At 71.5% G+C, this 12,992-nt stretch carries 13 protein-coding genes; 7 read left to right on the forward strand and 6 right to left on the reverse strand.

Annotated features, from left to right (window positions below; translation table 11 throughout):
- Positions 1-51: 51 nt before the first annotated feature.
- Genes ACIPUC_RS01900 through ACIPUC_RS01915 form a run of 4 tightly spaced genes read right to left on the reverse strand, consistent with a single transcriptional unit; the run spans position 52 to position 4,054 of the window.
- A complete protein-coding gene (locus ACIPUC_RS01900) occupies positions 52-483 on the reverse strand; it encodes a VOC family protein (RefSeq protein ID WP_446586217.1) in 432 nt (143 codons plus the stop codon).
- Between the two features lie 48 nt (positions 484-531).
- The gene (locus tag ACIPUC_RS01905; RefSeq protein ID WP_446586218.1) at positions 532-885 is read right to left on the reverse strand and encodes a UBP-type zinc finger domain-containing protein; all 354 of its coding nucleotides are present in this window, start codon (positions 883-885) and stop codon (positions 532-534) included.
- Complete coding sequence (locus tag ACIPUC_RS01910) at positions 882-2,381, reverse strand: ATP-binding protein (protein ID WP_446586219.1); 1,500 nt, start codon at positions 2,379-2,381, stop codon at positions 882-884. The genes ACIPUC_RS01905 and ACIPUC_RS01910 overlap by 4 nt, the downstream gene beginning before the upstream one ends.
- Positions 2,378-4,054 (reverse strand): FAD-dependent oxidoreductase, encoded by a 1,677-nt coding sequence (locus tag ACIPUC_RS01915; RefSeq protein ID WP_446586220.1) that lies wholly within the window; start codon positions 4,052-4,054, stop codon positions 2,378-2,380. The genes ACIPUC_RS01910 and ACIPUC_RS01915 overlap by 4 nt, the downstream gene beginning before the upstream one ends.
- A 221-nt stretch (positions 4,055-4,275) precedes the next feature.
- On the opposite strand from ACIPUC_RS01915, the gene ACIPUC_RS01920 reads away from it, so the two are divergent.
- Together ACIPUC_RS01920 and ACIPUC_RS01925 are read left to right on the forward strand one after the other, a co-directional pair.
- Positions 4,276-5,280 carry a DUF4872 domain-containing protein gene (locus ACIPUC_RS01920; RefSeq protein WP_446586221.1) on the forward strand — a complete coding sequence of 335 codons (1,005 nt, stop codon included), beginning with the start codon at positions 4,276-4,278 and terminating at the stop codon, positions 5,278-5,280.
- A 152-nt stretch (positions 5,281-5,432) separates the two neighbouring features.
- Positions 5,433-5,924 carry a hypothetical protein gene (locus ACIPUC_RS01925; RefSeq protein ID WP_446586222.1) on the forward strand — a complete coding sequence of 164 codons (492 nt, stop codon included), beginning with the start codon at positions 5,433-5,435 and terminating at the stop codon, positions 5,922-5,924.
- A 36-nt stretch (positions 5,925-5,960) separates the two neighbouring features.
- Here ACIPUC_RS01925 and ACIPUC_RS01930 read toward each other — a convergent pair whose 3' ends face one another.
- Entirely contained in the window at positions 5,961-7,334 is a 1,374-nt protein-coding gene (locus ACIPUC_RS01930; protein ID WP_446586223.1) for an FAD-dependent oxidoreductase, read from the reverse strand.
- Between the two features lie 440 nt (positions 7,335-7,774).
- On the opposite strand from ACIPUC_RS01930, the gene ACIPUC_RS01935 reads away from it, so the two are divergent.
- The 4 genes from ACIPUC_RS01935 (at position 7,775) to ACIPUC_RS01950 (ending at position 10,639) form a co-directional block, all read left to right on the forward strand.
- Positions 7,775-8,260 (forward strand): lamin tail domain-containing protein, encoded by a 486-nt coding sequence (locus ACIPUC_RS01935; RefSeq protein WP_446586224.1) that lies wholly within the window; start codon positions 7,775-7,777, stop codon positions 8,258-8,260.
- A gap of 98 nt (positions 8,261-8,358) precedes the next feature.
- Positions 8,359-8,646: a transglycosylase family protein gene (locus ACIPUC_RS01940; RefSeq protein ID WP_446586758.1), complete on the forward strand. Its 288-nt coding sequence runs from the start codon at positions 8,359-8,361 to the stop codon at positions 8,644-8,646.
- Positions 8,647-8,992: 346 nt separating this feature from the next.
- Positions 8,993-9,748 (forward strand): hypothetical protein, encoded by a 756-nt coding sequence (locus ACIPUC_RS01945; protein WP_446586225.1) that lies wholly within the window; start codon positions 8,993-8,995, stop codon positions 9,746-9,748.
- 315 nt (positions 9,749-10,063) lie between these two features.
- The gene (locus ACIPUC_RS01950; RefSeq protein ID WP_446586226.1) at positions 10,064-10,639 is read left to right on the forward strand and encodes a putative glycolipid-binding domain-containing protein; all 576 of its coding nucleotides are present in this window, start codon (positions 10,064-10,066) and stop codon (positions 10,637-10,639) included.
- On the opposite strand, the gene ACIPUC_RS01955 is transcribed toward ACIPUC_RS01950, so the two are convergent.
- Complete coding sequence (locus ACIPUC_RS01955; RefSeq protein WP_446586227.1) at positions 10,629-11,630, reverse strand: Acg family FMN-binding oxidoreductase; 1,002 nt, start codon at positions 11,628-11,630, stop codon at positions 10,629-10,631. The two genes, ACIPUC_RS01950 and ACIPUC_RS01955, sit on opposite strands and share 11 nt — an antisense overlap.
- Before the next feature lie 513 nt (positions 11,631-12,143).
- Here ACIPUC_RS01955 and ACIPUC_RS01960 point away from each other — a divergent pair.
- A complete protein-coding gene (locus ACIPUC_RS01960) occupies positions 12,144-12,905 on the forward strand; it encodes a CAP domain-containing protein (protein WP_446586228.1) in 762 nt (253 codons plus the stop codon).
- The last annotated feature ends 87 nt before the right edge of the window (positions 12,906-12,992 follow it).

Raw genomic sequence — 12,992 nt, forward strand, 5'->3', positions numbered from 1 at the left:
ACCTGCGGGCGCGGATACCGCCGTCGGTCCGGTGCGCCGGGCCCGCTCGCCCTACCCGCCGAAGTCGGGCAGGACGAGCGATCCGTCCTCGGCCAGGGTGAAGCCGGGATTGTGCGCGACCTCCCAGGCGTGGCCGTCCGGGTCGGTGAAGGCGCCCGAGTAGAAGCCGACGGGGTTGACGGCCGCCGGACTGGTGACCGTGCCGCCGGCCCGCTGGGCGGCCTCGAGCAGGGCGTCCACCTCGGCGTCCGAACGCACGTTGTGTGCCAGCACGATGCCGTCGAAGCCGGCGGGGGGCCCGGCGGGCAGACCGCAGTCCGCGGCCAGCTTCCCCCTGTCCCAGAGCACCAGGGCCAGCCCGCCCGCCTGGTAGAAGACCGTCTCCTCGACTTCCTGGCCGCGCCAGCCCAGGGCCGTGTAGAAGTCCTTGGCGCGGGCGAGGTCCGCGACCCCGAGGGTGACGAGGCTGATCCGCTGTTCCATGCAGCCACCGTACCGGCCGGGATCGGCCCGGCGCCGGGACCGGGCCGTTCAGCGGTGCAGCAGCCGCGCCCAGTCCTGCGGAACCCGGTCGGCCGGTCCCGGCGCCGGCTGGTCCGCAGGGTGGCCGCCCGGCGGCGTCAGCTCGGGACCGGACTCGTACAGCGTGCTGCTGCCGTAGTCCCAGAACCACTCCTCGCCCGGTTCGAAACTCTGCACCACCGGATGACCGGTGGACTTCCAGTGGGCGGTGGCGTGCTGGGCGGGGGACGAGTCGCAGCAGCCGATGTGGCCGCACTGGGCGCAGCGCCGCAGGTGGAACCACCAGCCGCCCGCCGCGTCGCACTCGGCGCAGCCTGGGCCGGCGGGCGGGACGCTCGGATCGATTCCGTTGATGTCGGTCATACGGGCTCCTCGGCGGTCTCGGTCTCGGTTCCGGTTCCGGGCGCGGTCCCGGTCTCGTTCTCGGGTGCCGGGGTCGTCAGCGGCAGCAGCACCTGGAAACGGGTGTCGCCGGGTGCGGACTCGACCTGGAGGCTGCCGTGGTGCTTGTTGACGACGATCCGCCAGGAGATGTCCAGGCCGAGACCAGTGCCCTCGCCGACCGGCTTGGTGGTGAAGAACGGATCGAAGATGCGGCTGCGGATGTCCGCCGGGATGCCGGGCCCGGTGTCCCGGAACTCCACCAGCAGCCGGTCGCCCTCCCGTGCCGTGCGGACCGTCAGCGTGCCGTCGCGGCCGGTGCTCCCGATGGCGAAGACGGCGTTGTCGATGAGGTTGGTCCACACCTGGTTGAGCTCCGCCGGGTAGGCGGGCACGTCCGGCAGGGAGCGGTCGTAGTCCTTGACCACCCGGATCCGGGGGCCGATCTTGCCGGACAGCATCAGCAGGGTGCTGTCGAGGAGTTCGTGTACGTCGACGACCCGGTGCGGGGCGCGGTCGAGCTGCGAGTACTGCTTGGCGGCGTCCACGAGGTGGGAGATGCGGGTGGTGGAGTCGTCGATCTCGTCCATCAGCAGCTCGGTCTCGACCGTGTAGTTGAGCCAGCCGATCGCCCCCGGCAGGATGTCCTCGGCCACGGCCGCCGCGACCTGCTCCAGCCAGTCCGTGTCCAGCCCGGCCTGTACGAAGGTCGGTGCGATCCGCCAGCCCTCCGGGATGCCGTGGTCGTCGAGCCAGTCCGCGAGCTCGTCCTCCCGGTCGGAGGCCTCCAGGGGGCTCAGCACGGGTGCTTTCGCGACGCGTTCGGCAGTGCGCTCCTGGATCTCGATGAGGTCGGCGAGCGCCTCTCGGGAGTAGGGGCCATGTGCGATGACGGCCAGCTTGTGCCGCATCTTGCCCACCCGTTCGCGCAGCGCCGCGGTGGCCCGGACGGCCGCCGCGGCCGGGTTGTTGAGCTCGTGGGTGAGCCCAGCGGACAAGGATCCGAGCGCCAGCAGGCGTTCGCGCTGCCCGATGGCCCGCTGGGTGTTCTTCGCTCCGAAGAAGAGCCCCTCCAGCAGGTGCGCGGCCATCGGGAACCATTCCTGCATGAAGTCCGCGAACGACTGCGCGGGCAGTACGAAGAACCGTGTCGGCTCGGTCACCCGCATCGAGTTGTTGTACGTCTGCGGTACCCGGTCGCCCAGGTAGGCCTGCATGGCCCCGGCGTACACCCCGCGCTGTGACGTCCGGCTCACCTCCACGTCGTCGCCGCCGACCCGGCGGGACAGTACGACCGTGCCCTCGATCATCACGTAGAAGCAGGTCGCCGGGTCGCCCTCGGTGTACACCGGACCGGCCTCGAACCGCTCCACCCGCCCCTCGGCGCACAGCCGCCCGAGCTGCTCCGGGGAGAGCTTTTCGAACAGGAACAGCGAGGCGATCTCCTGCGGACTGCAGGGCATGGCGTACCCGCTCATGACTGTTCCAGGTACCGGTGGACGAGCATCACGGCCATGGCTCCTTCTCCGACGGCGGACGCGACGCGCTTCGCGGACTCGGCGCGTGCGTCGCCCGCCACGAACACACCGGGAATGCTGGTCTCCAGGTGGTAGGGCGGCCGGTCCAGCTCCCACTCGGCCGGCGGGCGGCCGTCCGGCGTGAGGTCCGGCCCGGCCAGGATGAAGCCGCGCTCGTCGCGCAGCACGGTGCCTTCCAGCCAGTCGGTCCGCGGGGCCGCTCCGATGAAGACGAACATCCACTGGGCGTCGACGAGTTCGGTCGCGCCGCTGACGGCGTCCCGCAGCGCGAGCTGTTCGAGGTGCCCGTCGCCGTGCGCCGCCTCGACGGCGGTCCGGGTCCGCACGGTGATGTTCGGTGCCTCTTCGATCTGCTGGATCAGGTAGTACGACATCGACGCCGTCAGGGACTCCCCGCGGACCAGCAGCGTCACCGACTTCGCGCCGCGCGCCAGGTACATCGCCGCCTGCCCGGCGGAGTTTGCGCCGCCCACGATGTACACGTCCTGCCCCTGGCAGGAGGACGCCTCGGTGAGCGAGGAGCCGTAGTAGACCCCGCAGCCGGTCAGCCGGTCGCAGCCCGGTGCCTGGAGCTGCCGGTACGACACGCCGGTCGCCAGGATGACGCTGTGCGCGGTGACCGACGAGCCGTCGGAGAAGCGGACGACGCGCGCCGCGCCGTTGGCCTCCAGCCCCGTGACCTCGCGCGCGGTGAGGATCTCGGCTCCGAACCTGTTGGCCTGGCGGCGGGCGCGTTCGGTGAGCTGGGCGCCCGAGACGCCGTCGGGAAAGCCGAGGTAGTTCTCGATGCGGGAGCTCTGCCCGGCCTGCCCGCCGGTCGCCGACCGCTCGACCAGCACCGTACGCAGCCCTTCGGAGGCCCCGTAGACGGCCGCGCCGAGGCCGGCCGGGCCGCCGCCGATCACGACGAGGTCGTAGAAGTCCGCGGCCGGCGTCGTCGCGAGCCCCACGTGGGCGGCCAGGGCGGCCGCCTCCGGCTCGATCAGCACGGTGCCGTCCGGAGTGATCACCAGGGGCAGCCGCTGTCCGTCGGCCCCGGCCGCTTCCAGCAGTCGCCGTCCCTCGGGCTCGTCGGAGGAGTACCAGCGGTACGGCACCTGGTTGCGGGCCAGGAACTCCCGCACGTGCGAGGAGTGCGCCGACCAGCGGTGCCCGACGACCTTGGTGGCGGGCACCGGCCGGTAGTCGCTGGAGCGCCAGGCCGTGAGCAGGTCGTCCACGACCGGGTAGAGCTTCTCCTCCGGCGGGTCCCACGGCTTGAGCAGGTAGTGGTCGAGGTCGACGACGTTGATCGCGTCGATGGCCGCGTTGGTGTCGGCGTACGCGGTCAGCAGCACGCGCCGCGCGCCCGGGTACACGTTGAGTGCCTGTTCTAGGAACTCGATGCCGTTCATCTGCGGCATGCGGTAGTCGGCAAGGATCACGGCCACCAGGTCGCCCCGCAGCTTCAGCTCGCGCAGCGCCTCCAGTGCCGACTCGCCTGACTCGGCGCGCACGATCCGGTACGCGGCGCCGTAGCGGCGCCGCAGGTCGCGGGCGACAGCGCGGGAGACTCCCGGATCGTCGTCCACGGTCAGGATGACGGTCCGCGCTGTATCGGCGACCTGTGCCATGCGTCTCCCACGAACGGCGTGCACCAGCTGGACCAGCGGCACGGCGAGCCGCCGCCCTCGCCGGTCCCCGACCATCGTACGTTCGTTCGCCCTGGTCCGCTCCGGAACGCCACGGCTGCGCATGCCCGTGGGGGTAGCGGCCGGCCCGCCGCAGGACGACCACGGCAGCGCCGCCACCCCGGGGCGCGAGGCCCCGCCCCGCCCACGGATAGGCTGACCGCATGACTGTGCTCGTGTACGAAGACTTCGGCACCGGACGCCACCGTGAGGCCTCCCTGATCCGCCACGCGCTCGGCAGCGTCCACGACGAGGAGCTCGTGGCCGGCCTGGCCGGCGGAATCGGCTTCATGTACTTCGTCTTCGAGTACGCCGGCCGGCTGCCCATCGCCACCATCGTGGCCCAGGCCCATCCCGAGCCCTGGGTGCAGGTCGCGCTCGGTCGCCTGGGTATCCCGTACGACGCCACGCGCGCGATGAAGCCCCGCTGGGGCCGGGTGCGGGCCGCGCTCGACGAGGGCCAGCCCGCCTTCTGCGTGGTCGACCGCTCCTCCCTGCCCTGGCACGAAGCCGACCCGGACGCCGAGATGACGGGCGCCGACCCGTACACCGTCGTCATCGCCGGGTACGACGGTGACGACCTGCTGATCGAGGACGGCGCCGATACCCCGTACCGGATCGACCGCGAGGAGTTCGGCGCCGCCTGGACCGCGCACCGCAACGGCCGCCACCAGCTGATCGTGCCCACCGGGCCGCCCGAGACGGAGCCGGACGTGGCCGGGGCCATCGCCTCCACCGTCACGCACCTCACCGGGCCCGTCCTGGGGAACAAGTTCGACGTGAACTTCGGATTCTCCGGGATGGAGAAGTTCGCCGCGCAGCTGCGCGACGGCACCACCAAGACGGGCTGGGAGCGCCGGTTCGGCAGCTCCCCCGAGGCCTTCCGGGCCGGCACCGGGCGGCTGTACGCCTGCCTGGAGGAGGAGTGGACCGCCCCGGGCGCGACGCGTCCGCTGTACGCCGATTTCCTCGACCTCGTCGAGCGCCCGGAGGCCGCCGGCCTCTTCAGGGAATCCGCCCGGCACTGGTCGGAGCTGGCGGCGCTCGCCCGCGACGCGAACCCGGAGGCCGGCGTCGAGGAGCGGCGTGCGTTCTTCAACGCGTGTGCGGAGCAGGTGGACCACTCCCTGGACCTGGAGCGGCAGGCGGTCCGGGCGCTGCAGAAGTAGCGCTGCCCGGGCTGTCACCCGGATTCCTCCCTTCTCGTTGCAGCAGGCTGCGGCCCTGCGCGCTTCCCAGCGGGTGCACGGCCCACACGAATGGGGGAAGCTGGGTACTGCCGCAGCGTCGGCGGCGGCCAGCGAGTGGCGAGGGGTCTTTCGTGAACGTTTCAGCAGCCGGCCGACCCGCACGCGCATCCCGCCGCAGGGCGCGGATGACCACCCTCCTGTGCACGGTGGCGGCCCTGACGGCCGCCATGGTCCCGGCCTCCGCGAACACCGGAACGGGATCGGCGCGTGGTATCGCCCCACCGGATCCGGTCGTGGTCGTCGACTGCTTCTCGCAGGCCCAGATTCGCCCCGAGGAATACCTCCTGGCCTGCGGGGACGGGAACAACCGCCTCGTCGAACTCCGCTGGGACACCTGGGGGCCGAGGATCGCCACGGCCACCGGCACCGACATGGTGAACGACTGCCGCCCGTACTGCGCGGCCGGGCGTTTCCGCGCCTACCCGGTGAAGGTGACCCTGAGCAATCCGGACGCCTGGCCCGAGCACCCCGACGTCCAGCGCTTCACGACCATCCGGCTCGTCTACACCGACACCGCACCGAGCCCGGTCCCCAAGGAAGTGACCTACAAGCTCGTGTACTGACCGACGCAGCAACCGGACGGGCGGGCGGGCAGGCGCTCAGCCCGGGATGAGCGCATCCCACTGCTCGCGGGTCGGGCCGTCGTGCTGTGGCGAGAAGTCCGGGCGGGCGGCCAGCCAGGCCGTGACGTGTCGGTCCACTTCGTCGGAGCCGTAGGCGTCATGGGCCGGTCGCAGGAGATGGCGTACCTGGGCTCGCGCCCTCATGACGACGGGATCGTCGAAGGCACAGGCGCCCACGGCCGCTGCCCGCCGATCCGAGGGGATTGTGCTCTCGGCGAGGCGCTGCGCGTTGGCGCTGTCGGCCGTCACCTGCGCGTCGAACCAGGGGCGGAGGTTCTCGGCCGTCCAAGTGTGGTAGCCGGTGGGGTCCTCGGCTATCTCGTCGGCATGGTGGGCGATGTGCTGGGCGGCGCGCAGGCCGATCGAGACGCCATGGCCCGACGTGGGGTTCGTGTGGATGAGGCTGTCCCCGGCGTTGACCAGGCCGGTGACGATGGGTCCGTCGTCGTCGGCGAAGGCGGTCCAGCGGTTGTCCAGGCCGGCCATGGCCAGGACGGCGGACTGCGGTTCGGGCGCCAGGTCGAGCCAGGCGGCGGTGGCGGGGAAGCGGCGGGCGGCGGCCTCGAAGACGGCGGGGTCGGTGAGCGCGCCGCGGGTCGGATCGCCCGTGGAGAGCACCAGGTTCACCGCGAAGGTGTCGTTGTCGGAAGGGAAGACGCCGGCGAGCGCGAACGGTGCGGCCGAGCCGGTCTTCACCCGGCCGGGGTCACGCGGGCCGTCGGCACGCAGGCGGTACCAGCGGCACAGGTAGGCGATCCCGGCGCGGTGGCTGTCGACCACGGGCGGGCGGCAGCCGGCCGCGGTCAGCCAGGCGGGAACCGGCGAGCGGCGGCCGGACGCGTCGACGACGAGGTCCGCCCGGTGCGCTTCCGCGCCCACCTGCACGCCGGTGACCCGCGCGGGGCGGCCCTCGTCGATGGTGAGGGCGTGCACCCGGGAGCCTCGCCGCACGTCAACGGTGCGTTCCCGCCGCACGGCCGCGGCCAAGGCGGCCTCCAGCACGATGCGGCGGGTGCGCAGGGTCACCAAGTCCTCGTCGCCGGCCCGATGCGGCGGATGCTCACCGAACCAGTCGAACTCGTGGTACTCCCGGGCTCCGCGTACCAGCAGGTCCGCGTAGACATCAGGGGCCTCGGTGCGCAACACGGTGCGCACGGGCGCGAGGAGCGAGTGGGGCTGGGTGGCATGCGGTATTCGAGGCCTGTCCCAATGGAAGAAGTCCCGGTTCAGGTCCTCTCCGGCCTGCCGCGCGTCCTGCTCGAACAACGTGACCGCGTGGCCCCGTCGGCCAAGCATGAGCGCTGTCCCCAGCCCGCTGATACCCCCACCGATTACCGCAACCCGCGCCACTGAGCTCCCCTTCGCGTCGTGTTGCGGCACGATCCTACTGCTTGGTGATCTTCCGGCAGCACCCGCACGCCAGAGCGGACCGGCGTACCCACGTGCGAAAACGTCGGGGAGGCGGCTGTTACAGAACCCTGAACCCGTTCGGCGCACCACACACGGGCTGGCGCGAATACCCGGGTTCTATGGCCGAAACCCCTGTGCCCCGATGTCGCACAGGCCGTCGCGACCCCCAGACGAGGCCACGTCAACGGGGCATTGACGGATGCCCCTTGCAAGGGAGAGTTACCGACATGTCCGTATTACGCAACACACGTTCTGAGTTATGGCGTTTGGCGGTGGATGGGAACAGAGTGTGGCTCCCCGGCAGAACACCGGGAACCGCACGGAGCCCGTCCGGCCGGCACGAGGCCGGACCGGGCTGACTTTTCGAAGGAGTCGTCTCCATGTCTGCTTCTCCCGCCGCCCACCGCCTTCTCGCCGCGGCCCTGGCCGCCGGCGCCCTGGTCGGCGCGGCCGCCATCCCGGCTGCCGCCAACGACGACGACCGGCGCGACCACCGCGGCCGGGGCCGGTACTCCTCGATCGTCATCGGCGACGTCCAGCACGACACCCGCGGCCGCGGCAACCGCGCTCTGAACCGCGAATGGGTCGAGGTGGAGAACACCGGCCGCCACTCCGTGGAGCTGCGTGGTTTCACCCTCACCGACGGCGACGGCAACCGCTACCGCTTCCGGGACTTCCGTCTCGACGGCCGCTCCAGCGTCAAGGTCCACACCGGCCACGGACACAACACCCACCGCGACCTCTACCAGGACCGCAGCCACCAGATCTGGGACGAGCGGGACACGGCCACCCTGCGCGACGACCGCGGACGTGTCGTCGACGCCCAGTCCTGGGGCCGACGCGGACACCACGACAACCGCCGCTGACCCGTGGTCTGCCGAACAACGAAGGAGGACTGTTGCTTCGATTCCAGAACCGCCGGCGAACCGGAAGCACCATCGTTGCGCTGCTGTGTTCAGCGTTCCTGTGTCAGGCGATACTGACCGCTGCCAGCGCCGATGCGGCCGGGGCTTGGAGACCTCGCGTCGACTGGGACGCTATCGCCCGGTGCGAGTCGGGTGGTAACTGGCGAGCCAACACGGGCAATGGGCACTACGGCGGACTGCAGTTCACCCGGTCGAGCTGGAAGGCCGCGGGTGGCCTCAAGTACGCCCCCCGAGCCGACCTGGCCACGAAACCGGAGCAGATCGCCACTGCCAAGAGGCTTGCCGCGCTCCAGGGCATGGATGCTTGGACGTGCGCCCGCCGATAGAGACAAGGGCGGGCATCCGCCGCCCGAAGGGCGTCCAGGTTTGTCGTCACACACAAGCCGACGGACGCCCTTCACCTTGGCGGCGCATTCTGCCGGGATCAACACGATCGCTCGTACTCGACCTGCTGAAGAGGATTTCCGCCACCGAAGTCAAAGGTGCGCGCAGAGCCGCTCTCGGTGAAACCGCACTGGGTGTAGTGCGCGTGTGCTGTGTTTCGCCGGGACGGGGATCTCGGGCTCCGAGAGAATCGAATGGTGGGAAACCTGCCGGAAGGAGAACTACAGCCGCCTGCTGGTGAGTAGCATCCGTCAGCAACACCGTGAGGTATGAGGAAAGTGAGCCGTGATGGCAAACGAGCCCGAGACCACGCCAATCCACGACGTGTACGCGCAGCGGTTCGCCGCCGATCTCGAGACCAATCGCAAGGAGCAGGACGCCGTCTCCTCGCAGATCGCGGAACTCGAGGTGCGGCTGAAGCAGTTGAAGGAGGACGAGAGCTGGCTCTGCGGCGTCCAGGGCGCGCTCCCCGCGGCGGTCGCGGACGCGACCGCAGCCCAGTCCCCCGCCCAAGACACCGGCCCCGTGCCACCCGCATCCGCGGAGGCCGCCGCGGCCGGAACCGTTCCCAAGCCGCGGCAGGGGCGGAAGGCGACGGGCGGGACGGCACGTGACAAGAAGGCGACCCGGGCAAAGAATCCTTCCGGCGGCCCCTCGGCCGGGGTGAAGGCCAAGACCACCGCGCGCAAGCCCGCCGCGGCGGGCTCCCAGAAGACGGCCGAGCCGGCGGCGGGCAAGGCCGCGGAACCGCCCCTGCGCGAGCTCGTCCTGGCCCTCCTGGTCAGCGCCGGCGAGCCCCGCATGGTCAGCGAGGTCGCCACAGAACTGACCCAGGCCCACCCCGCCCGGCCGGCCTCCGCTCAGGTCGTGCGCAACACTCTCGAGGCCCTGGCCAAGAAGGGGTCCGTCGAGAAGGAGCACCGGCAGGGCTCGGTGATGTACACCGCGTCCCCGCCCGCGGCCGCCGAGCCCGCAGGTGGGGTTGGGGGCGTACCGGCTCCCGAGACGTCGGAGGAGAAGGTGTCGGCGTCGGCGGACGTGTGATCCGTCACCGGCGCGGGGGGGGGCCCCCCCCCCCCCCCCCCCCCGCGCGCGGGGCCCCCCCGCCCCCCCCCCCCCCGCGGGGCCCCCCCCCCCCCGACGGGGGCACCGGCCCCGGCGCGCCGAAGGCCACGCGGCCCCTCACCGCGTGGCCTTCGGCGCGGCCAGGCGCACTCGGACCGGTCGGACCTAGGCCGTCTCTTCCGGATCTTGCCTGACCCACGCCGCCCGGCACCGCACGACGCGGGCTTAACTGGGGGCACCTCCCAGCGGTAGCTGGGGGAGCAAGATCCGAAAGAGACGACCTAGGCTCGGGTCATGAGCACTCCATCCGTCGCCCGGACCTGGGAGATCCTCCCGGACCGGGGCTACTCCACCGCCTGGGTCGACTTCGCACCCGACTCCCTCTCCGCCCGCGGACGCGCCGTCGGCCTGATCCCCGAGCCGTACTGGGTCTCCTACGAGCTGGAGACGGCCGGCGGCTGGGTGACCACCCGTCTGGGGGTCACCGTCGAGACCGCCGCGTCGACCGAGTCCCTGGACCTGCGGCACGACGGGCTGGGCCGCTGGACCGTGAACGGTGCCGAACGACCCGACCTCGAGGGAGCGCTCGACTGCGACCTGGGCCTGTGCCCGCTGACCAACACCATGCCCGTGCTCCGGCACGGCCTGCACCGGGAACCCGGAGCGGGCCCTGCGGTCTTCACGATGGCGTGGGTCTCGGTACCCGAGCTGACGGTCAGTCCGAACCAGCAGACGTACACCCACCTGGCCCGCGCCGAGCACGGAGCCCGGATCCGCTACCGGTCCGGGGATTTCCGGAGCGACATCGAGGTCGACCAGCGCGGCATGGTCCTCGACTACCCGTCCCTGGCGACCGCGCTCACCCGCTGAGTCCCGTCGCGAGTTCGAGCACCTCGTCCACGGGTCGACGTGGTGTGCCGGGGGCCGGGGGGCCGTACCCGAGGCGGAGCACCATGTGGACGAATCCCATGGTCGACTGCGGATCCCGTACGGCCCAGCGCAGCTCGGGGTATTCCAGTGCGTGGGAGGTGAGCGAGGTCGCGAGTCCGTCCAAGGTGGCTTGGAGCAGGACGCGCTCCATCGCCTGGCCCGCTTGCAGCCAGTCGGCCCGCCGGTCGTTGACCGTACCCAGCAGGGCGAGCTGCGGGGTGCTCTCGAACGTGGCCGCCTGGCGCCCGGCCACAGGACGCCTGCCGGCGAAGTCGCGCACGGGCGCCTTGCCGTCGTACTGTCGCGGCCCGAAGGCGTGGTCGGGGATACCGTCGGTCGGTGCGTCCCTGGCATCGGGGCCGATGCGTGTCCAGCGTTCCATGTCCTCGGTGGCCGCCGGGTCCAGGGCATCGCGGCCCTCGGCGTCGTGAACCAGGTCCAGGAGCCTGGCCACGTGCCATGCGGAGGGGAAGACCAGTCGCGCTCCCTCCAGGATGGCGCAGCCGCACAGTTCGTCCCTGATGCCTGCGGGTATCTCCTCCTCCGTGAAGGGCTCGCGGCTGGTATGCCGTCGGTGGATCGCCGGATACAGCGCGGCGAGGTCGCCGTCGGCGGTCACGGGGGCGTCCAGCCGCACCGCGGCGAGCAACTGCGGGTCCTGGGGATCGGGGAGCAGGCGCGTGGCCGGCTCCCAGCCCGCGTGGACGGCGGCGACCCGCAGGTTGAACAGAGCCGCGCCGCAGCCCAGGTGGAGGGCGCGCGTGGTGGGGTCGGCGCGCGGCATCGAGCGTTCGAGGTCGGACCGCATGTGGAAGACGCGACTGTCGCGGAAGAAACGGAATCTCCACGGCTGCGCATTGTGCATCGACGGGGCGGCCGTGGCATCCACGACGAGCGCTGTCACGGTGTCCGCGTCGAGGGTTTCGGGCATCGGGCCTCCCCAGGGGAGCCGGCGGGCCGCGCTGGCAGACAGCCTTCCTCTTCCTTTCACGATAGGCCGGGCACCTGGAAACCGCCGCTCAGCCGGTGACCGACGACCCCGGGCAGCGCATCCGGTTCCCCGACGAAACAGTGATATGCGTCACAGCCGAGGGGAGGGTCACGGAAGCATTACGTCCACTAAGGCCTCACAGAAATGTCGAGATTTGTCGCACTGGAGTCGACATTCCCCCCGCCCACCGAAATGGGCGTCTCCGGGAATGCGGCGACGTTCCGCAACGCGCCACGTCACAGGCGTTTCTGATGGTCCTCATCTGCTCCGGGCAGCCTGCCGGGGGCGCGGCCAGCACGACTTCCCGCCCATTTCAAGCCCGGCGTACGGCGCCGCCGCGCGGGTCGGCGCCGAGACTTGCCAGCCCGTTGCCCGGCTTCTAAGAATGGCGGCCCGCCCGGCGCTCCGGCAGCTCAGGCGCAGGACGCTTCGCAGAGACCAAGTGAGGCCAGCATGCAGAAGCACCGCAAGAGGAAGCACTACAAGAAAATATCGATCGCCGCCGTCACCCTGGGCATCGTGGGCATACCCACGGCCGCGATCGCATGCCTGGACACGCAGGAGACGGCCGCCACGAGGGCCTTCGGGAGGCAGGGCCCGCGCCCCTTCCCCAGCGCACCATCGCCCAGCGCGCCGCTCCCGACGCAGGCGGACCCCGCGGCCACCCCCATAGGGACGCCCGAGCCGACGGGGCAGCCCACGGCGGACCCTCAGACGGCACAGCCGCCCACCGCGACGGCGGAGCCGCCCACGGCGACGCAGCCCGCCAAGCCGGCCCCGGTCCGGCCGAAGCCCCCGGTCGCCACGAAGCCGCCCAGCACGCCGACCGCCGCGCCGTCAGGCCCCACCGCCGAGGTGGTGGCCCTCGTGAACCAGGAGCGCGCCAAGGCCGGCTGCTCGGCGCTCACCGTCAACGCGAAGCTGACGGCTGCCGCACTGAACCACAGCAAGGACATGGCCGCGCACTCCACCATGTCGCACACCGGATCCGACGGCTCGGACCCCGGAGAGCGCATCACCCGCGCCGGCTACAGCTGGACCACCTACGGCGAGAACGTCGCCTACGGCTACAGCACGCCCGAGCAGGTCATGACCGGCTGGATGAACAGCCCCGGGCACAGGGAGAACATCCTCAACTGCGCGTTCAAGGAGATCGGTGTCGGCCTCGCACAGCCGAACTCCTACTGGACGCAGGCCTTCGGCGCGGCCCGCTGACGTCGCCGGACACCCCGAACCCCGCAATGGCGGGGAGCACGGCCCGGACGGGCCGTGCTCCCCGCCATTCGGCGGTGACAGGGGTAA

The organism is Streptomyces sp. LARHCF249 (assembly GCF_052871255.1).